Source organism: Methylobacterium sp. D53M (genome assembly GCF_053345625.1).
This window is the reverse complement of record NZ_JBKFAL010000002.1, coordinates 396,142-413,178: the sequence shown is the minus strand read 5'-3', so window position 1 is coordinate 413,178 and position 17,037 is coordinate 396,142. Positions and strand designations below refer to the sequence as shown.

Sequence of the window (17,037 nt, the reverse complement as noted above, 5' to 3'; positions counted from 1 at the left end):
CCCGCGGGCGGCGTTCAGCCGGACTCCGCCTCGTACACCGTCACGACGCCGCGGCCCTCGGGCACCATCACGCGCCAGCCGCGCGCCCGCGGCAGGTCGCCGGGATCGATCGCGCTGGCCCGACCGGTCCCGACATCGAAGGTCGCGAGCCGGCCGTCCGAGATGCGTCCGCGCAGATACGCCCGGCCGTCGCCGAGGTGGAGCGCGGCCGGAGCGGCGGTGACGCCGAGGGCGACGTCCGCGAGGGCGCCGCTCGGCGCCAGGACGGCCCCCGGCAGCGCCAGCACGTCGGCCTCGGGAGCGATCTCGGACGCGACCCGCAGGTGGCCATCGACCGCGTGACGGCGGTTCAGCAGCAGGGCCTCCCGACGTCCCTCACGCTGCACGACGAGGGCGAGATCCGGCCCGTCCCGGCCGGCGATCAGGTAGACGCTGCCCGGCGCGAGCCGATCGAGGCGGGTGGTCCGGCCAGGACGGTGCAGGTCCAGGGTCATGCTTCCATCCGCGCGCGCCGCTCACCCCGCCCCTTCCGGTAGAACGCGCGACGCTCGGCTTCGGCCCGAACCACGGTGGCGCGCACCTGGAGCAGGTCTTTGCGGGTCAGGAGCCCGACGAGGCCGCCGGTGCGCGGATCGGTGACTGGCAGGCGCCCCTGCCCGGCCGACAGCATCACGTCGAGGGCGTGCGAGACCACGTCGCCCGGATGGACGACGGCGAGATCGGCGTCAGAGACGCGCTCGCCGAGGGTGCCCGCCTCGTCCCCGCCGTCGCGCTCCTCCAGGGTCCAGCGCAGGGCGTCGCTGCGCGAGACGAGACCCACGGGCCGGCCCGCGCCGTCGACCACCGGATAGGCGTGGTGGGCACCGGTCTCGATCGCCGCGAGGGCCTCGGCCAGGGGCAGGTCCGCGTCGAGGGTCTCGACCGTGCGGGTCATCACCGCCTCGACCCGGGCGAGTTCGTAGGGATCGATCCCGTATTCCCGGGTCACGTGCTGCCCGCGCCGGGCGATCTTCTCGGTCAGGATCGAGCGCTTGAGGAGGAGCACGGTCACCGCGTAGGCCGCCATGGTGGCGGCGAGCAGCGGCGCCAGGGCGGCGACGTCGCCGGTCACCTCGACGGCGAAGACGACGCCGGTCAGCGGCGCCGGCAGGGTGCCGCCGAGCATCGCCGCCATGCCGATGAGCGCCCAGAAGCCGTGGGCGCCGGGCAGGAGGAGGCCGATCAGCCAGCCGACGGCGCCGCCGAGGATCAGCAGCGGCGCGAGCACGCCTCCGGACGTGCCCGACGACAGGGCGGCGAGCCAGATCACCGCCTTCACCACGAGGATCAGCACGACGGCGCTCGCCAGCATGTGGCCGGAGAGCAGGTCGTGGATGACGTCGTAGCCGACGCCGAGCGCCCGGGGCTCCACGAGGCCGCCCAGCCCGACCACGACGGCGCCGAGGGCGGGCCACCACATCCAGTGCAGCGGAAGCCGCCCGAAACCGTCCTCCAGCGCGTAGAGCGCCCGGGTCAGCGCCCCCGAGATCAGGCCGCAGGCGACCCCGAGCAGCGCGCAGGCGGGCAGCCCCCACCAGGGCAGGGCCGGATTGTCGGCGAAGGGGAAGAGCGGGCCGGCGCCGAACAGGGCCGGCCGCCAGCAGGCCGCGGTGACCGCCCCGACGGTCACCGGGACGAGGCTGCGCGGCCGCCACTCGAACAGCAGGACCTCCACGGCGAGCAGCACGGCCGCCACGGGCGTCCCGAAGATGGCGGTCATGCCGGCCGCCGCGCCCGCCACCAGCAGGGTCTTCCGCTCGGCGGCGCTGAGATGGAAGAACTGGGCGAAGAGCGAGCCGACCGCGCCGCCCGTCACGATGATCGGCCCCTCGGCGCCGAACGGGCCGCCGGTGCCGATCGCCACCGCCGAGGAGAGCGGCTTGAGCACGGCGACCTTGGGCGACATCCGGCTGCTGCCGATCAGGATCGCCTCCATCGCCTCCGGGATCCCGTGGCCGCGGATCTTCTCCGAGCCGTAGCGCGCCATGGCGCCGACGATCAGCGCCCCGATCACCGGGATCGCCACCATCCAGGGCCCCGGCGCCGCGCCGGCCAGGGAGGTCAGGTCGGCGTCGAGCCGGCCGTACCACGCGAGGTTGGTCACGAGGCCGATCAGCGTGAGCAGGATCCAGGCGGTGCCGCTGGCGGCGGTCCCGGTGACGACCGCCATGCCGGCCAGCGTCAGGACCCGCCGGTCCGCGCTGAAATCTCCCAGCGCCCGCCGCGACGGCCTGCCGTCCCCGCTCCCGCTCCCAGTCCCGCCGATCATCAGGGCCTCCTTTCCTCGCGGCGGCACTTATGTCGTGATCCGATATATTTGGCAATGGCTCGACCGTTGCAGCCGGGACAGGACTGCCGATACGACGCAGCATCGGCGGCTCGGACGATTCACCACGGAGGCGATCATGGAGGCCGATGCCCCCGGAACGGCGGCACTGTCGCGGGAGCAGTACGCGGCGCTGGCGGATTTCCGCTTCCGTCTCCGCCGCTTCCTGGCGTTCAGCGAGGCCGCGGCGGCCCGGGCGGGGCTGCCGCCGCAGCAGCATCAGGCGCTGCTGACGCTCGCGGGCCACGTCGGGCGCGCGCCCGCCACGGTCGGCCTGCTGGCCGAGCAGCTGCTCATCGCCCCCCACAGCGCGGCCGAACTGGTGTCCCGCATGGTGGAGGCCGGCCTGCTGACCAAGACCCGCGCCGTCGAGGACAGGCGGCGCAGCGAGCTGTCGCTGACGCCGCGCGCCGAGGCCCTGCTGCGGACCCTCACGGACGCGCATCTCGCGGAGTTGCGCGACCTCGCCCCCGCCCTCACCGAGGCCCTCGGGCCCGTGACGCGGTGAGGCCGACGCGCGCCGTCAAGCTAGCGGAGGTCGGTGGCCGTCGACGCGGGAGCCGAGAGCGCCCGCCCTCACCCTCAGCGCGCCCGCGCCACGCAGAACTCGACGGCCCCGAGGAGCGCCGCCTTGACGGGCCCGTCCGGGAAGATGTCGAGGGCGGCCCGGGCCTCGGCGCCGTAATGGTGGGCGCGGGCCACGGTCTCCTCCAGGGCGCCGTGGCGCTGCAGGAGGTCGAGGGCGGTCTCCAGGTCGGTCTCGCCGATCTCGCCCTGCTGCAGGGTGCGCCGCCAGAAGCCGCGCTCGCCCTCGCTGGCCCGGCGATAGGCCAGCACGATCGGCAGGGTGATCTTGCCCTCGCGGAAATCGTCGCCGACGTTCTTGCCGAGCTCCGCGGAGGTGCCGCCGTAGTCGAGCACGTCGTCGATCAGCTGGAAGGCGATGCCGAGATTCATCCCGTAGGACCGGGCGGCCGCCTGCTCGGCCTCGGGCCGACCGGCGAGCACCGGCCCGACCTCGCAGGCGGCGGCGAACAGCTCGGCGGTCTTGCCGCGGATCACCGCGAGGTAGGCGGCCTCGTCGGTCTCCAGGTTCTTGGCGTTGGTGAGCTGCATCACCTCGCCCTCGGCGATCACCGTGGCGGCGGCCGAGAGGATGTCGAGCGCCTTGAGCGAGCCGACCTCGACCATCATCCGGAAGGCCTGGCCGAGCAGGAAGTCGCCGACCAGCACGGAGGCCTCGTTGCCCCACTTGATCCGGGCCGCGACGCGGCCGCGCCGCATGTCGCTCTCGTCGACCACGTCGTCGTGGAGGAGCGTCGCGGTGTGCATGAACTCGACGCTGGCGGCGAGCTTCACGTCGCCGTCGGCGGCGCCCGCGTAGCCGCAGAGCCGGGCGCAGGCCAGGGTCAGGATCGGGCGCAGGCGCTTGCCGCCGGAGGCGATCAGGTGGTTGGCGACCTCGGGGATCATCGCCACGTCCGACCCCGTCCGCGACAGGATCGTGGTGTTGACCCGCGCCATGCCGTCGGCCACCAGCGCGACGAGGTCGTTGAGCCCCGCCTCCGCCTCGGGCTTCGGATTCTCGATGGAGAGGGCCATATCCAAGATCCGAGACCTCCAGACCGGTCGCCCCGCAGGGGGCGGGCGATCCCTTCGCACGCGCCCCGCGGCGCCGCAACATCGTCGCCGGCCGGATATGGGGTGTCGCCAGCGCGGATCTCACGCGACGAAACCGCCGATCCCCGCCCGTTCCGGAGCCGCGCCGCGATGATCGAGCTGATCCGGGCCAACGACGTCGTGCTGATCGGGTTCGCCCGCTCGGTCCTCGAGGCGGCCGAGATCCCGGTCCTCGTGGCCGACAGTCACATGAGCCTGATGGAGGGGTCGATCGGCGTCTTCGGCCAGCGCCTCCTCGTGCCGCGCGACCACGAGGCCCAGGCCCGCCGCCTGCTGACCGATGCCGGCATCGCCCACGAGCTGCGCCAGCCGTGACCGCCGAGGCCGACAGCGGCGCCGATCCCTTCCTCGGCGGCCGCTTGCGCCTGCACCAGCCGCCGCGGGGCGCGCACCGCGCCGGGACCGACGCGGTGCTGCTCGCCCGGCTGCTCGCGCCGATGGCCGGGGACCGGCTCTGCGACGTCGGCGCCGGGACCGGGGCCGTCGGCCTCGCCTGCGCGGCCCTGGCGCCGGGCCTCCGGCCGACCCTGGTCGAGCGCGACCCGGCGCTCGCCGATCTGGCCCGCGCCAACGCGGCCCTCAACGGCATCGACGCGCGGATCGTGGTCGCCGACGTGCTGGCCCCCGCGGCGGAACGCCGCGCCGCCGGTCTGCTGCCGGACAGTTTCGACGTCGTGCTCACCAACCCGCCGTTCTTCGCTGCCGGCGATCACCGCGCCTCGCCGCATCCGGGCCGCGCCGCCGCCCACACCTTCGCGGGCGGCGATCTCGACGCCTGGATCCGCGCCTGCACGGCGATCCTGCGGCCCGGCGGGCGCCTGGGCCTCATCCACCGGGCGGACGCCCTCCCGGCCTGCCTCGACGCGCTCCGGGGCCGCTACGGCGGGCTGGCGATCCGCCCGGTCCATCCCCGCGGCGACGTGCCCGCGATCCGCGTGCTGATCGCGGCGACCCGCGGCAGCCGCGCCTTGCCGAGCCTGCCGCCGCCCCTCGTCCTGCACAGCCCCGACGGCACCTTCACCGACGAGGCCGAGGCGCTCCATCGCGGCGCGCCGTGGCCGGCGCCCTGATCGCCCGCGTCACGCCGCGAGGGCGGCGGGCTCGGCGTCGCGGATGCCGAGGAACCGCTCGACCTCCGGAAGGTCCGGGAAGGCGAGGAATTCCGGGCGCAGCGGCTCGGGCAGGCCCTCGAAGTTCAGGCCCGGGAACGTGTCGGGATGCGGGTAGAGCTGCCAGGCCGCGCCGGGCTCGACCGGGGGGAATAGGATCGCGACCTTCTCGGCGCCGAGGCGGACGATCCGCGTCGGGCTGTACGACAGGGTCTCGATGCTCCAGCCGCGGTGGGAATCCCGGCGGGCCTTCATGGTGCGGCGGCTCGTCGCGCGATGCATGGCGGTCTCCTTCGGTGGGGGTGGAAGCGGGATCAGGCGGCGCTGCGGCGTCCGGCGCGCTTCGGCCAGCCCAGCGCCACGAGGCGGGCCTTGGCGTAGTCGCGCACCTCGTCGCGGGTGCCGGGCGGCATCGTCGCCAGGACGGCCTGGGTGGCGCCGTCCAGCATCAGGTCGGTGACCGCGTTGATGGTCTCGGCCTCGTCGATGCGGCGCTTGAGGTCGCCCTCGGCCTCGGTTACCTCGTCGAAGGCGGGCGCCTCCTCGAAATCCTCGTCGACGGCCCGGACCGGGACCTGATGGGCCCGGAACTCGTCGGCCTCCTCCTCGGAGTAGACGAGGCCGTGCAGCTCGATGAGCTTGAGGATGACGCGGTCCTTCCCGCGCTTCTCGGCCATGGCGTAGACGTAGGCCGCCTGCTTGCCCGAGACGCGGTAGTTCACGTTGACCAGCGCCTCGCCCATGGACCACTCGACCCGCTCGCTGCCGGGCTTCGCGCCGGGCAGCCGGCCGGTCACCAGGATCACGGCCTCGTCGCGCTCGGCCCGGATGACGGTCGGCGGCTCGAAGACGATGCCGGCCTGGGCGGCGATGCGCTCCAGGGTCTTGTGGTAGATGACGGCGGTCCCCTGGACGCGCCAGACGTTGCCCCCGAAGGGCTCGCCGTAGCGGACGAGGATGTCGGCGATCTGCTTGTCGGCGGTTCGCATGGGGCGCTCGGTCCGTCAGGGTGAGGTCGCGTCGTCCACAGCTTTTATCGGGGACGCTCTTTCGTTCTCTTTTTGTTCACATCTATATGCGCAATTCGCCCGCGATGCGCAAGGCTCGGACGCGAAAAGCTGCGGCCGCGGACGTGCGTCATCGTCGGACACGTGCGGGCGTGGCGCGGGTCCCCGCTCCCGTGCGGGAGAGCGCGTGCGTCGCGGATGTCTCAGGAAGACGGCTCGTTGTCGGCGCAGTCGTACAGCAGCTTCTCGGATCCGAAGGTTCGGCGGGTTCCGGCCCGGCGCACGATGCCATTGCGGCACCCCCGCCGCCTGCGCCGCCGACCCGCATTGTTGCTGCACCGCACCCTAGGCTAGACCGCTTCCACGATGTCCGAGACAGCTGCCGCGATGACGCCTTCCCTCTGGACCCGCCTGTCGAACCCCAGCCACTTCATGCGGTGGTCGGGGGCGCTCGTGCCGTGGCTGACGGCCCTGTCCCTCGGCGTGCTGGCCCTGGGCCTGTACCAGACCTTCTTCGTGGTGCCGCCCGACTACCAGCAGGGCGAGACGGTGCGGATCATGTACATCCACGTCCCGGCGGCGTGGCTCGGCGTGTTCTTCTACGGCGCGATGAGCGTGTCGGCGATCGGAACCCTGGTCTGGCGCCACCCGCTGGCCGACGTCGCCCAGCGGGCGGCCGCGCCGATCGGGGCCGCCTTCACGCTGATCTGCCTCGTGACCGGCTCGCTGTGGGGCAAGCCCATGTGGGGCACCTACTGGGTCTGGGACGCGCGCCTGACCTCCATGCTGATCCTGCTGCTGATCTACTGCGGCATCATCGCCCTGTGGCGGACCCTGGAGGATCCGAACCGCGCCGCCCGTGCGGTCGCGATCCTGACGCTGGTCGGTGCCGTGAACCTGCCGATCATCAAGTTCTCGGTGAACTGGTGGTCGACCCTTCACCAGCCGGCCTCGATCCTGCGCATGGGTGGCTCCACCATCGATCCCTCGATGCTCCACCCGCTGCTGGTCATGATCGCCGCCGCGACCCTCGGCGGGACGACCCTGCACCTCTACGCGATGCGCACCGAGATCATGCGCCGCCGGGTGCGGACGCTGACGATCCGCGAGGCCGAGCGCCTCGACCGCGCCCAGCCGCGCCTCACCCCGACACCGGCCGCGATGCCGGTCGGGCAGCCGGTCTAGGAGGACCGCGATGGATCTCGGGTCTCACGGCGGCTTCATCCTGGCCGCCTACGCGTTCACGGCGGTGGTGATGGTCGCCCTCGTGGGCAACGCCCTGCGCGACCGCCGGGCGCAGCAGCGCGCCCTCAGGGGCTTCGGCGAGGACCGGCGATGAGCGCGCCCCTCGACGACACCGCCGGCCGGACACCGCCGGTCCGCCGCTCGCTGCTGCTGATCCTGCCGGCGCTCGTCTTCGCGGCGCTCGCCGCCGTGCTGTTCCTGCGCCTGCGCTCCGGCGCCGACCCGGCCGCCCTCCCCTCCGCGATGATCGGCAAGCCGGTGCCGCGCTTCGACCTGCCCGCGGTGCCGGGGCTGACCGCCAACGGCGCGCCCGTGCCCGGCCTGTCGAGCGCGGACCTCAAGGGCCAGATCACGGTGCTCAACGTCTTCGCCTCGTGGTGCGCGCCCTGCCAGGTGGAGCATCCGATGCTGATGCGGCTGGCGAAGGAGCCCGGCATCCGGCTCGTGGGGATCGACTACAAGGAGCCGAACCCCGAGGCCGGCCAGCGCTTCCTGACCCGGCACGGCGTGCCGTTCAGCGCGGTGGGGGCCGATGCCGGCGGCCGCGCGGCGATCGATTTCGGCGTCTACGGCGTGCCCGAGACCTTCATCATCGGGCCCGACGGCGTGATCCGCGACAAGCTGGTCGGCATCCTCACGCCGGAGAATTTTTCCAGCGTGCTCACCCGCATCCGCGCGGCCGGCAAGGTCGCGGCGGCGCAGTAGGCGTCACGCCTCCGGCTGCGCCTTCTTGCGCTCGTAGCGGGTGAGCAGCGGCGTCTGCGCGAGGGCGAACAGCACGGTGATCGGCATGATGCCGAACACCTTGAAGTTGACCCAGAAATCCTCCGTCTGGGTCCGCCAGACCAGCTCGTTGAGCGCCGCCAGCACGAAGAAGAACACGCCCCAGCGGAAGGTGAGCTTCCGCCAGCCCTCGTCGGTGAGGCTGAACATCGAGTCGAGCACCACCGACAGCAGCGAGCGCCCGAACACGAGGCCGCCGAGCAGCACGGTGCCGAACAGGGCGTTCACGATGGTCGGCTTGACCATGATGAAGGTCTTGTCCTGCAGCGCCAGGGTCAGGCCGCCGAACACCACCACCACCACGCCGGACACGAGCGGCATGATCGGCAGGCGGCGCACCATCACGTAGTGGATCGCCAGAGCCACCACGGTCGCCGCGATGAACACGCCCGTGGCCACGAACAGCTTCTGGTCCGGGGCGACGCCGAATTTCTCGGAATAGGCGTTGCCGAGGAAGAACAGCACCAGCGGCCCGAGTTCCAGCGCCAGCTTCACGAGCGGCGGCAGGTGGCGGTGCGGGGGGACGGATTCGATCTGCATACGCTCGGTTGGCTCGGCTGCGGCGCTCACGGTCGGCTGAGAGCGTCGGACGGGATTCGCCGGGGTGTGTGGAACGCGGAGCGCGCGATGTCCATGACATCGCGCACCTGAGACCTTCGAGCGGCCGCCGCCTAATCCTTCTCCAGCCCGGCGATCGCCCGGGCGAAGTCGCGGGCCGCGAAGGGCTCCAGATCCTCCACGCCCTCGCCGACGCCGATGAAGTGCACCGGCAGGCCGAACTTCGCCGCCAGTGCCACCAGGATGCCGCCCCGGGCAGTGCCGTCGAGCTTGGTCATCACCAGGCCCGAGACCGGCGCGGCCTGCGAGAACAGCTCCACCTGGCTGAGCGCGTTCTGGCCGACCGTGGCGTCGAGGACGAGGAGCGTGGCGTGCGGCGCCTCAGGGTCCTGCTTGCGCAGGACGCGGACGATCTTCTCCAGCTCGGCCATCAGGCCGGCCTTGTTCTGGAGCCGGCCGGCGGTATCGATCAGAAGCACGTCGGTGCCGGCGGCGCCCGCCTGCTTCAGGGCGTCGAAGGCGAGGCCCGCCGCATCCGCCCCCTGCGCGCCGCTCACCACCGGCGTGCCGGTGCGCGCACCCCAGACCTTGAGCTGGTCGATCGCCGCCGCGCGGAAGGTGTCGCCGGCCGCGAGCATCACGGTGCGCCCCTCCGCCCGGAGCTTCGAGGCGAGCTTGCCGAGCGTCGTGGTCTTGCCGGCGCCGTTCACGCCGACCGTCAGGATCACGAAGGGCTTCCGGGCGGCGTCGATCGTCAGCGGCACCGCAACCGGCTCCAGCGCCCGCTCCACCTCCGCGGCCAGGATCGCCCGGACCTCGTCGGGCGAGATGCCCTTCTCGTAGCGGCCCTTGCCGACGGCCTCCGAGACCCGCATCGCGGTCTCCAGGCCGAAATCGGCCTGTATCAGGGCGTCCTCCAGGTCCTCCAGGGTCGTGGCGTCGAGCTTGCGCTTGGTGAACAGGCCCGTGACCCGGTCGGACAGCGCCGACGAGGTCCGCTTCATCCCGGAGGTGAGACGGCTCCACCAGCCCTTGGCCTCCGGCTCGCGGTCCGGCCCGGCGCCGGCGTCGTGCGCGAGGGCGGCGGCGCTGTCGACCGGCTGGATGTCGGGCTGGGAATCGGATTGAATCTCGGGCTGCATTTCGGCAGCCGGCTCCACCACCGGCTCGCGGTTCATATCACCCGTATCGACCGGGTCGGCGCCGTGCGCGGGATCGTCACCGGCGGTGCCGGCCGGCGGACGCTCCGGCTCGCCCTCCACGGGCAGCAGGTCCGCACCCTCGACCGCGTCCGGGACCGGCTCCCCGGTCTCCTCGGGCGGCAGCGGGACGTGGGTGACATCTTCCGCGGCGGTGGCGAAGTCCGGCTCCCCCTCGGAGGGCGAGGCCGCCCCGGCCGGAAGCTCGGCCTCGGGCTTGTCCTCGGCCTGATCCTCGGCTCTGTCCTCGGGCGCGGGCTGGCCTTTGCGCCCGAACAGGCGTCCAAACCAGCCGGGCTTCTCCTCGCTCGCCATGAAATCGCGTCCTCGCCCCACCTTGCCCCGCCGACACCGACCCTCTAGCCGATCCGGATGTCCAACGCCTTCGACATAGGCGCGCGCCTCCTCTACCGCGATGCCCTGCTGCTCGTCATCGACAAGCCGGCGGGTTTACCGGTCCATCCGGGCCCCCGCGGCGGCGAGACGCTCACCGACCACCTCGACGCGCTCCGGTTCGGCCTGCCCCGCCGGCCGGAGGCCGCGCACCGGCTCGACCGCGACACCTCCGGCTGCCTCGCGCTGGGCCGCCACGCCAAGGCTCTGGCGCGGCTCGGAAAGCTCTTCTCCGGCAGCGCCGTCGACAAGACCTACTGGGCGATCGTGGCCGGCGGTCCCGCCGAGGAGGAAGGCAGCATCGACCTGGCGCTGGCCCGCCGCTCGGACGATCCGCGCTCGTGGTGGATGAAGGCCGACCCCGCGGGGGACCCGTCGCTGACGCACTGGCGGGTGCTCGGCCGCGCCGGCGGGCGGACCTGGCTGGAGCTGAAGCCGGTCACCGGCCGGACCCACCAGCTCCGGGTCCACTGCGCCGCCTCCGGCTGGCCGATCCTGGGCGACGCGGTCTACGGCGGCGCGCCCCGCGGGAGCGCGCTGCACCTCCACGCGCGGGCGCTGTCGATCCCGCTTTATCCTAAACGGGAGGCCATCACGGTGACGGCGCCGCCCCCACCGCACATCGCCGAAGCCGTGGCGACGATGGGCGCGTGAGCCTCGCATCATCGCGAGCGCAGCGAAGCGACCCAGGGCAGCGCGACATCGGGAGACCTGGCGCCGCTGGATTGCTTCGCTCCGCTCGCAAAGACGGCGCCGGGCACGATTGAACATGCGCCTGGACCGCATCCGTCCTTTCGGGGCCGGCACGGAGTGTGACAGGCCAGGAAGACCGGGCGCTAGGCGCCGATCAGCCGCGCCCCGTCGTGCCCGGCGATGGCGATGCTGTGAAACGTCCCGGGCGCCTCATCGGCCGCCAGCCGCACGGCCGTGAAATCCACACTCCGCCCGACGCCGCCTCGCTCGGCCAGGACCGTCAGGCGGCGCCCGACCTGCGCGTCGAGGTGCCGCCGCAGGGCACCCGCACCCGCCTCGCGCAGCCGCGCCGCCCGCGCACGGATCACGTCCGGCGCAACCGGCGGCATGCGCGCGGCCGGCGTCTCGGGACGTGGGGAATAGGGGAAGACGTGCAGGTGCGTCAGCCCGCACTCCGCCACGAGGTCGAGGGAGCGGGCGAACTGCGCCTCCGTCTCGGTCGGGAAGCCGGCGATCAGGTCGGCGCCGAGCACGATGTCGGGTCGCAGCCGCCGCACCGTCTCGCAGAAGCGGATCGCGTCGGCGCGCAGGTGCCGGCGCTTCATGCGCTTGAGGATCAGGTCGTCGCCGGCCTGCAGCGATAGGTGCAGGTGCGGCATGAGCCGCTCCTCCTCGGCGATCGCCGCCAGCAGGGCGCCGTCGGCCTCGACGGAATCGATCGAGGAGAGGCGCAGGCGCGCGAGGTCGGGCACCGCCCGGAGGATCGCCCGCACGAGACCGCCGAGGGTCGGGGCCGGGCCGGCGAGGTCGCGGCCGTAGGCGGTGAGGTCGACGCCGGTCAGCACCACCTCGCGCCCGCCCCGGGCCACGAGGGTCTCGACCTGCGCGATCACGTCCGCCTCCGGCACCGAGCGGGAGACGCCCCGCCCGAACGGGATCACGCAGAAGGTGCAGCGGTGGTCGCAGCCGTTCTGCACGGGCACGAAGGCACGGGTGTGCCCGGCGACCGCCTCGACCCGCGTCGGCTCGGCCGTTCGCGCCGCCATGACGGCGCCCGGGCCGGTCGCGGCCGCAGACCAGCCCTCCGGCCGCAGCTTCTCGGCGTTGCCGACGAGGCGCGCGACCTCCGGCATGGCCGCGTAGGCCTCCGTCTCGACCTCGGCGCCGCAGCCGGTGACGACGATCTCGGCGCCGGGCCGCTCCCGGGCGATGCGCCGGATCGCCTTGCGGGCCTGCCGCCCGGCCTCGGCGGTCACCGCGCAGGTGTTCACCACCACCCGGTCGCGCCCGTCCGCAGCCGCGTGGGCCCGCAGGGCCTCGGACTCGACGGTGTTGAGGCGGCAGCCGAAGGTGAGGGTCTCGACCGCCATCAGGCCGCGCTGTCGAACAGCTCCGGCGCCAGGGTCCCCTCGGCGACGAGCGCGACCGGACCGGTCATCAGGACGTGGTCGTCGGCGCGCCACTCGACGAACAGCTCGCCGCCCGGCAGCGCGACGCTGGCCTGCCGGCCGATCATCCGCAGGCGCGAGGCGGCCACTACGGTGGCGCAGGCGGCGGTGCCGCAGGCGAGCGTCAGCCCGGCCCCCCGCTCCCAGACGCGGAGCTTGATCGTCTCGCGGCCCGTCACCTGCGCCACCGAGATGTTGGCGCGCTCCGGGAACAGCGGGTGGTTCTCCAGCATCGGGCCGATCCGGGCAAGGTCGAAGCTGTCCGGATCCTGCTCCACGAAGAACACCGCGTGCGGGTTGCCCATGTTCACGGCACCCGGCGAGTGCAGGATCGGGTCGTCGATCGGGCCGATCTGCAGCTCGATCCGCCGGGTGTCGGGGAACGGCTCGGACAGGGGGATCTCGTCCCAGGCGAGCCGCGGCCGGCCCATATCGACCGTGAAGGCGCGCTCCGAGACGCGGCGCACCCCGAGCAGGCCGGCCTTGGTCTCCAGGGTGAGCCGGCCGCCCTCGGCCGGCCGCGCCATGGCCGGGTCGTCGAGCATCGCGTAGGCGACGCAGCGCGTGCCGTTGCCGCAGGCGCCCGATTCCGAACCGTCGGTGTTGTAGATGCGCATGAACGCGTCCGTGCCCGGACTCACGGGATCGTGCAGGACCATCAGCTGATCGAAGGTCGAGCCGGGATCCTGGGCGATCGCCCGCGCTTCCTCGGGCCGGACTTTCGCCGCGGAGCCGCGCAGGTCCAGCACCACGATCGCGTTGCCGGCGCCATGCATCTTCAGGAAGCGTCTGTGGGCGAGTGCGCTCATGCGGTCCCGCGGTTGGAGGAAGGCGCGGGCTATATCGCAAAAGCCGCCGCCCGGCGCGAGGGGTGCCACGGCGTGGCAGATGCGCCGCACCCGCGGCTCTCGTCCGCGGCGCCCTCGCGGGCCGTCCCGTTCACCACTAGGTTACGCCGCGGGAGCCCGCGCGATCATCCGCGGGCCTCGACCGGAGCGCCCTACGTGATCCGCCTTCGTCCGCCCGTCGCCCTCTCGGCCGCCCTCGTGCTCGCGTCGGCCGGCCCGATCGCCGCCCAGCAGCAGCCCGCGCCGCCGCCCTCCACGGCGCCCGCGCCGGCCCAGACGAACCCGCTGCCGACCACGACCGCGCCGAACCCGGTCGCCGACCCGGACAAGAGCGCGGCCCCGGCCCCGCAGCAATCGGTGGCGCCCCCGCCTGCGGGCCAGTCTGCGGCGGGAACGCCCCCGGCCACGAGCACGGGGACACCCGGCCGGCCCACGCTCATCGAGAAGGCCGGCGAGCCCGGCGACGTCGACGAGGTCACCCTCCCGGCCAAGGCCGCCGCGATCCTGTCCGGCAAGACCAAGTGGGAGGAGGCCGTGCCGAACCTGAAGCAGGCCTTCGCGCGGATCGAGGCCGACCTCGCCAAGCTCGGCGTCGCGCCGGCCGGCCGGCCGCTCGCGGTCTTCACCCGCACGGACGACGACGGCTTCGAGTTCGAGGCGATGGTCCCGGTGGCGGCCGCGCCGAGCCCGGCACCGGCCGAGACCGACGGCCTGCGCTTCGGCACGACGCCCTCCGGCAAGGCGCTGCGCTTCGCCCACAAGGGCTCCTACGAGTCGATCGACAGCACCTACGAGACGCTGACCGCCTACCTCGATGCCAAGGACATCGTCGTGCAGGACCGGTTCGTGGAGGAGTACGCCACCGACCTCAAGGACAGCACCGACGACAGCCTCGACGTGAACATCTACGCGCTGGTGAAGTAGGCGAGCGCGGGCCGGCGGCGGCGCCCTTCGGTCGCGACGACCGCCTCGGAATCGAGCGCGCCCTGCTCTCCGCTGGAAGCGCGCGGACCCGACGAGGCGGACAGATCGCCGCTGCCCCGTACCGGCAGGAACAGGGGCGGCGGCTGGCGGATTCGCCCGACATGCCCGCCGCCGACCTCAGATCCGCGACCGTCCCGCGTTCACGCCGCAAGGCGGTCCCCGCCGTCGCGGATCCGGCCCTGGCCGAGAAAGCGCTCGCCGTCCACGCGCGGCTGTGCCCGGTCTACGGCTGCCCGATCCCGTACTTCCACAGCCTGGATCCGGTCAGCGAGCTCGTCTCGTCGCTCCTGTCGCACCGGACCCGCAACGCCGAATCCGGCCGGGCCTTCAAGGCGCTGCGGGCGCGCTTCCCCGACTGGGACGCGATGCTCGACGCGGACGTGCCGGAGATCGAGGCCGCCATCACGGGCGTGACTTGGCCGGAGCTGAAGGCGCCGCGTATCCGCGACGTGCTCCGCGCCCTGCGCGAGCGGCACGGCAGCCTCGACCTCGCCTTCCTGGCCGACATGGAGGTCGAGGCGGCGCGGGAATGGCTGCAGGCGATCCCGGGCGTCGGGCCGAAGACCAGCGCGGCGGTCCTGTCCTTCTCCACCCTGCGGATGCCGGCGCTGCCGGTCGACAGCCACCATCACCGGGTCGCTCAGCGCCTCGGGCTGATCGGCAGGCGGGTCGATGTCGGCCCGTCGCACCCGATCCTGCGGGCGCAGCTCCCCGCGGACTGGAGCGCGCAGGACCTCTACGACAATCACGAAATCCTGATGCTGCACGGGCAGAAGGTCTGCCATCATCATCGCCCGGCCTGCGGGCGCTGCGTCCTGGTCGACCTCTGCCCCAGCGCGAAGCTGCCCACGCGGGAGCCGTGAGCGCGTCCTTGACCATTCCGGCCTACGGGTGCGAGTAACCGCGCGCCCGGACGGCGCGGAGCCCCGGTCTTCCCTCGCTCAGGATCGGCGCCGATGGCCGCGTTCACCGAATTGGTCTTCTCGGGCGTCCAGCCCACCGGCAACCTGCACCTCGGCAACTATCTCGGGGCGGTGAAGCGCTTCGTGGAGATGCAGGAGCGCGACGCGCAGTGCCTGTACTGCGTGGTCGACCTGCACGCGATCACCGTCTGGCAGGATCCCGAGGCCCTGCGCGGCCAGATCCGCGAGGTCACGGCCGCCTTCCTCGCCGCCGGCATCGATCCGAAGCGCTCGATCGTGTTCAACCAGAGCCAGGTGCCGCAGCACGCCGAGCTCGCCTGGGTGTTCAACTGCGTCGCCCGTCTCGGCTGGCTGAACCGCATGACCCAGTTCAAGGAGAAGGCCGGCAAGGACCGGGAGAACGCCTCGATCGGCCTCTACGACTACCCGGTGCTGATGGCGGCCGACATCCTGGCTTACCGGGCGACCCATGTGCCGGTCGGCGAGGACCAGAAGCAGCACCTGGAGCTGACCCGGGACATCGCACAGAAGTTCAACACCGATTTCTCGGGGTCGATCACGGCGCACGGCCACGGCGACGCGTTCTTCCCGATCACAGAGCCGCTGATCGGCGGCCCGGCCGCCCGGGTCATGTCGCTGCGCGACGGCACCAAGAAGATGTCGAAGTCGGACCCGTCCGACAACGCCCGCATCAACCTCACGGACGACGCGGACGCCATCGCGCAGAAGATCCGACGGGCCAAGACCGATCCCGAGCCCCTGCCCTCCGAGGTGGCGGGCCTGAAGGAGCGGCCCGAGGCCGACAACCTCGTGGGGATCTACGCGGCGCTCGCCGGGATCACCCGCGAGGACGTTCTGCGCGATTTCGGCGGGGCGCAGTTCTCGACCTTCAAGCCGGCTCTGGCCGACCTCGCGGTGACGAGCCTCGCGCCGATCGCCGAGGAGATGCGCCGCCTCACCGCCGATCCGGGCCATATCGACGCCGTGCTGGCCGACGGCGGCGCCCGGGCCGAGACCATCGCGGCGCAGACCCTCGACGCGGTCAAGGACATCGTCGGCTTCGTACGGCGCGGTCCCAGCCTGCAGGCGGTGCGGTGACCGTCCGGGCGCTGGTCTTCGACGTCTTCGGGACGCTGGTCGACTGGCGCTCCGGCGTCGCCCGCGAGGCGGCGCGGCTGCTCGCGCCCGTCGCGCCGGACCTCGATGCCGGCGCCTTCGCGGACGCGTGGCGGGCACGCTACAACCCGTCGATGGAGACGGTGCGCTCCGGCGCCCGACCCTACGTCGACCTCGACACGCTCCAGGCCGAGTCGCTGCCCGACGTGCTGGCGCAGTTCGGCATCGCGGGCGTCTCCGAGGCCGTGCGGGGCGAGCTGGTCCAGGCGTGGCACCGGCTCGACGCGTGGCCCGAGGTGCCGGACGCGCTGCGACGCCTGCGCGAGAAGCACCTCCTGGCACCGAACTCCAACGGGCATGTCCGGCTGATGGCCGACCTCGCCCGCCGCAACGGCCTGATCTTCGACGCGGTGCTCGGCGCCGGCTATTCCCGCGACTACAAGCCGAAGCCGGCGCTCTACCGCGACGCGGTCGCGGCCTTCGCCTCCGCGGCCGGCGAGACCATGATGGTCGCCGCCCACTCGAACGATCTCGCGGCGGCCGCGAGCCACGGGCTCGCCACCGCCCACATCGCCCGCCCGCACGAGCACGGGCCGGCCGGCGGCGAAACCGCGCCGACGGTGCCGGTGACCCACGCGGCGCGGGATCTGGCAGACCTCGCCGACCAGCTCGGCTGCTGAGGACTT

At 73.0% G+C, this 17,037-nt stretch carries 20 protein-coding genes; 11 read left to right on the top strand and 9 right to left on the bottom strand.

Translation table 11 applies throughout. The annotated features are described in order from the left end of the window. Nucleotides 1–14: 14 nt before the first annotated feature. Together ACLBYG_RS06250 and ACLBYG_RS06245 are read right to left on the bottom strand one after the other, a co-directional pair. Complete coding sequence (locus tag ACLBYG_RS06250; RefSeq protein WP_447680904.1) at nucleotides 15–494, bottom strand: hypothetical protein; 480 nt, start codon at nucleotides 492–494, stop codon at nucleotides 15–17. Next, entirely contained in the window at nucleotides 491–2,308 is a 1,818-nt protein-coding gene (locus ACLBYG_RS06245; RefSeq protein ID WP_447680903.1) for a chloride channel protein, read from the bottom strand. Before ACLBYG_RS06245 ends, ACLBYG_RS06250 begins: the two co-directional genes overlap by 4 nt. A 136-nt stretch (nucleotides 2,309–2,444) precedes the next feature. On the opposite strand from ACLBYG_RS06245, the gene ACLBYG_RS06240 reads away from it, so the two are divergent. Continuing rightward, the gene (locus ACLBYG_RS06240) at nucleotides 2,445–2,873 is read left to right on the top strand and encodes a MarR family winged helix-turn-helix transcriptional regulator (protein ID WP_020090701.1); all 429 of its coding nucleotides are present in this window, start codon (nucleotides 2,445–2,447) and stop codon (nucleotides 2,871–2,873) included. A gap of 74 nt (nucleotides 2,874–2,947) precedes the next feature. On the opposite strand, the gene ACLBYG_RS06235 is transcribed toward ACLBYG_RS06240, so the two are convergent. Further along, complete coding sequence (locus ACLBYG_RS06235; protein WP_091679233.1) at nucleotides 2,948–3,967, bottom strand: polyprenyl synthetase family protein; 1,020 nt, start codon at nucleotides 3,965–3,967, stop codon at nucleotides 2,948–2,950. Between the two features lie 168 nt (nucleotides 3,968–4,135). Here ACLBYG_RS06235 and ACLBYG_RS06230 point away from each other — a divergent pair, with 168 nt between their 5' ends. Then, nucleotides 4,136–4,360 (top strand): putative signal transducing protein, encoded by a 225-nt coding sequence (locus tag ACLBYG_RS06230; protein WP_026604550.1) that lies wholly within the window; start codon nucleotides 4,136–4,138, stop codon nucleotides 4,358–4,360. Further along, the gene (locus ACLBYG_RS06225; protein WP_447680902.1) at nucleotides 4,357–5,115 is read left to right on the top strand and encodes a tRNA1(Val) (adenine(37)-N6)-methyltransferase; all 759 of its coding nucleotides are present in this window, start codon (nucleotides 4,357–4,359) and stop codon (nucleotides 5,113–5,115) included. Before ACLBYG_RS06230 ends, ACLBYG_RS06225 begins: the two co-directional genes overlap by 4 nt. Nucleotides 5,116–5,124: 9 nt before the next feature. Here ACLBYG_RS06225 and ACLBYG_RS06220 read toward each other — a convergent pair whose 3' ends face one another. After that, entirely contained in the window at nucleotides 5,125–5,436 is a 312-nt protein-coding gene (locus ACLBYG_RS06220; protein WP_056531638.1) for a hypothetical protein, read from the bottom strand. Nucleotides 5,437–5,468: 32 nt separating this feature from the next. Beyond that, nucleotides 5,469–6,143, bottom strand: a complete 675-nt coding sequence (locus tag ACLBYG_RS06215; RefSeq protein WP_091977781.1) for a trna delta -isopentenylpyrophosphate transferase — start codon at nucleotides 6,141–6,143, stop codon at nucleotides 5,469–5,471. Nucleotides 6,144–6,548: 405 nt separating this feature from the next. Between ACLBYG_RS06215 and ACLBYG_RS06210 the strand changes: the two genes are divergently transcribed. The 3 genes from ACLBYG_RS06210 to ACLBYG_RS06200 are packed head-to-tail and all read left to right on the top strand — an operon-like array spanning nucleotide 6,549 to nucleotide 8,111. Further along, nucleotides 6,549–7,346 (top strand): heme ABC transporter permease, encoded by a 798-nt coding sequence (locus ACLBYG_RS06210; protein WP_026604551.1) that lies wholly within the window; start codon nucleotides 6,549–6,551, stop codon nucleotides 7,344–7,346. Between the two features lie 10 nt (nucleotides 7,347–7,356). Further along, entirely contained in the window at nucleotides 7,357–7,500 is a 144-nt protein-coding gene (gene ccmD, locus ACLBYG_RS06205) for a heme exporter protein CcmD (RefSeq protein ID WP_447680901.1), read from the top strand. Then, entirely contained in the window at nucleotides 7,497–8,111 is a 615-nt protein-coding gene (locus tag ACLBYG_RS06200) for a DsbE family thiol:disulfide interchange protein (protein WP_447680900.1), read from the top strand. Before ccmD ends, ACLBYG_RS06200 begins: the two co-directional genes overlap by 4 nt. Nucleotides 8,112–8,114: 3 nt before the next feature. Here the strand turns inward: ACLBYG_RS06200 and ACLBYG_RS06195 are convergent, their stop codons facing one another. Together ACLBYG_RS06195 and ftsY are read right to left on the bottom strand one after the other, a co-directional pair. Next, the gene (locus ACLBYG_RS06195) at nucleotides 8,115–8,729 is read right to left on the bottom strand and encodes a septation protein A (RefSeq protein WP_091679240.1); all 615 of its coding nucleotides are present in this window, start codon (nucleotides 8,727–8,729) and stop codon (nucleotides 8,115–8,117) included. 131 nt (nucleotides 8,730–8,860) lie between these two features. Next, nucleotides 8,861–10,261 carry a signal recognition particle-docking protein FtsY gene (gene ftsY, locus ACLBYG_RS06190; RefSeq protein ID WP_447680899.1) on the bottom strand — a complete coding sequence of 467 codons (1,401 nt, stop codon included), beginning with the start codon at nucleotides 10,259–10,261 and terminating at the stop codon, nucleotides 8,861–8,863. 57 nt (nucleotides 10,262–10,318) lie between these two features. Here ftsY and ACLBYG_RS06185 point away from each other — a divergent pair, with 57 nt between their 5' ends. After that, nucleotides 10,319–10,993 (top strand): RluA family pseudouridine synthase, encoded by a 675-nt coding sequence (locus tag ACLBYG_RS06185; RefSeq protein WP_091679246.1) that lies wholly within the window; start codon nucleotides 10,319–10,321, stop codon nucleotides 10,991–10,993. Between the two features lie 182 nt (nucleotides 10,994–11,175). Here ACLBYG_RS06185 and mtaB read toward each other — a convergent pair whose 3' ends face one another. Continuing rightward, complete coding sequence (gene mtaB / locus ACLBYG_RS06180; protein WP_447680898.1) at nucleotides 11,176–12,402, bottom strand: tRNA (N(6)-L-threonylcarbamoyladenosine(37)-C(2))-methylthiotransferase MtaB; 1,227 nt, start codon at nucleotides 12,400–12,402, stop codon at nucleotides 11,176–11,178. Beyond that, nucleotides 12,402–13,289, bottom strand: coding sequence for a diaminopimelate epimerase (gene dapF, locus ACLBYG_RS06175; protein ID WP_091679253.1), 888 nt, complete (start codon nucleotides 13,287–13,289; stop codon nucleotides 12,402–12,404). Before dapF ends, mtaB begins: the two co-directional genes overlap by 1 nt. Before the next feature lie 195 nt (nucleotides 13,290–13,484). On the opposite strand from dapF, the gene ACLBYG_RS06170 reads away from it, so the two are divergent. The 4 genes from ACLBYG_RS06170 (at nucleotide 13,485) to ACLBYG_RS06155 (ending at nucleotide 17,031) form a co-directional block, all read left to right on the top strand. Then, nucleotides 13,485–14,252: a GyrI-like domain-containing protein gene (locus ACLBYG_RS06170; protein WP_447680897.1), complete on the top strand. Its 768-nt coding sequence runs from the start codon at nucleotides 13,485–13,487 to the stop codon at nucleotides 14,250–14,252. 161 nt (nucleotides 14,253–14,413) lie between these two features. Beyond that, a complete protein-coding gene (locus tag ACLBYG_RS06165; protein WP_447680896.1) occupies nucleotides 14,414–15,175 on the top strand; it encodes an endonuclease III domain-containing protein in 762 nt (253 codons plus the stop codon). Nucleotides 15,176–15,268: 93 nt separating this feature from the next. Continuing rightward, nucleotides 15,269–16,333 (top strand): tryptophan--tRNA ligase, encoded by a 1,065-nt coding sequence (gene trpS, locus ACLBYG_RS06160; RefSeq protein ID WP_020090717.1) that lies wholly within the window; start codon nucleotides 15,269–15,271, stop codon nucleotides 16,331–16,333. Further along, nucleotides 16,330–17,031: a haloacid dehalogenase type II gene (locus ACLBYG_RS06155; protein ID WP_447680895.1), complete on the top strand. Its 702-nt coding sequence runs from the start codon at nucleotides 16,330–16,332 to the stop codon at nucleotides 17,029–17,031. Before trpS ends, ACLBYG_RS06155 begins: the two co-directional genes overlap by 4 nt. Nucleotides 17,032–17,037: the final 6 nt, after the last annotated feature.

Excerpts from the sequence above, each read along its gene's own strand:
- ACLBYG_RS06250 (WP_447680904.1), bottom strand. The coding sequence starts at position 494 with ATGACCCTGGACCTGCACCGTCCTGGCCGGACCACCCGCCTCGATCGG.
- ACLBYG_RS06245 (WP_447680903.1), bottom strand. The coding sequence starts at position 2,308 with ATGATCGGCGGGACTGGGAGCGGGAGCGGGGACGGCAGGCCGTCGCGG.
- ACLBYG_RS06240 (WP_020090701.1), top strand. The coding sequence starts at position 2,445 with ATGGAGGCCGATGCCCCCGGAACGGCGGCACTGTCGCGGGAGCAGTAC.
- ACLBYG_RS06235 (WP_091679233.1), bottom strand. The coding sequence starts at position 3,967 with ATGGCCCTCTCCATCGAGAATCCGAAGCCCGAGGCGGAGGCGGGGCTC.
- ACLBYG_RS06230 (WP_026604550.1), top strand. The coding sequence starts at position 4,136 with ATGATCGAGCTGATCCGGGCCAACGACGTCGTGCTGATCGGGTTCGCC.
- ACLBYG_RS06220 (WP_056531638.1), bottom strand. The coding sequence starts at position 5,436 with ATGCATCGCGCGACGAGCCGCCGCACCATGAAGGCCCGCCGGGATTCC.
- ACLBYG_RS06215 (WP_091977781.1), bottom strand. The coding sequence starts at position 6,143 with ATGCGAACCGCCGACAAGCAGATCGCCGACATCCTCGTCCGCTACGGC.
- ACLBYG_RS06210 (WP_026604551.1), top strand. The coding sequence starts at position 6,549 with ATGACGCCTTCCCTCTGGACCCGCCTGTCGAACCCCAGCCACTTCATG.
- ccmD (WP_447680901.1), top strand. The coding sequence starts at position 7,357 with ATGGATCTCGGGTCTCACGGCGGCTTCATCCTGGCCGCCTACGCGTTC.
- ACLBYG_RS06200 (WP_447680900.1), top strand. The coding sequence starts at position 7,497 with ATGAGCGCGCCCCTCGACGACACCGCCGGCCGGACACCGCCGGTCCGC.
- ACLBYG_RS06195 (WP_091679240.1), bottom strand. The coding sequence starts at position 8,729 with ATGCAGATCGAATCCGTCCCCCCGCACCGCCACCTGCCGCCGCTCGTG.
- ftsY (WP_447680899.1), bottom strand. The coding sequence starts at position 10,261 with ATGGCGAGCGAGGAGAAGCCCGGCTGGTTTGGACGCCTGTTCGGGCGC.
- ACLBYG_RS06185 (WP_091679246.1), top strand. The coding sequence starts at position 10,319 with ATGTCCAACGCCTTCGACATAGGCGCGCGCCTCCTCTACCGCGATGCC.
- mtaB (WP_447680898.1), bottom strand. The coding sequence starts at position 12,402 with ATGGCGGTCGAGACCCTCACCTTCGGCTGCCGCCTCAACACCGTCGAG.
- dapF (WP_091679253.1), bottom strand. The coding sequence starts at position 13,289 with ATGAGCGCACTCGCCCACAGACGCTTCCTGAAGATGCATGGCGCCGGC.
- ACLBYG_RS06165 (WP_447680896.1), top strand. The coding sequence starts at position 14,414 with ATGCCCGCCGCCGACCTCAGATCCGCGACCGTCCCGCGTTCACGCCGC.
- trpS (WP_020090717.1), top strand. The coding sequence starts at position 15,269 with ATGGCCGCGTTCACCGAATTGGTCTTCTCGGGCGTCCAGCCCACCGGC.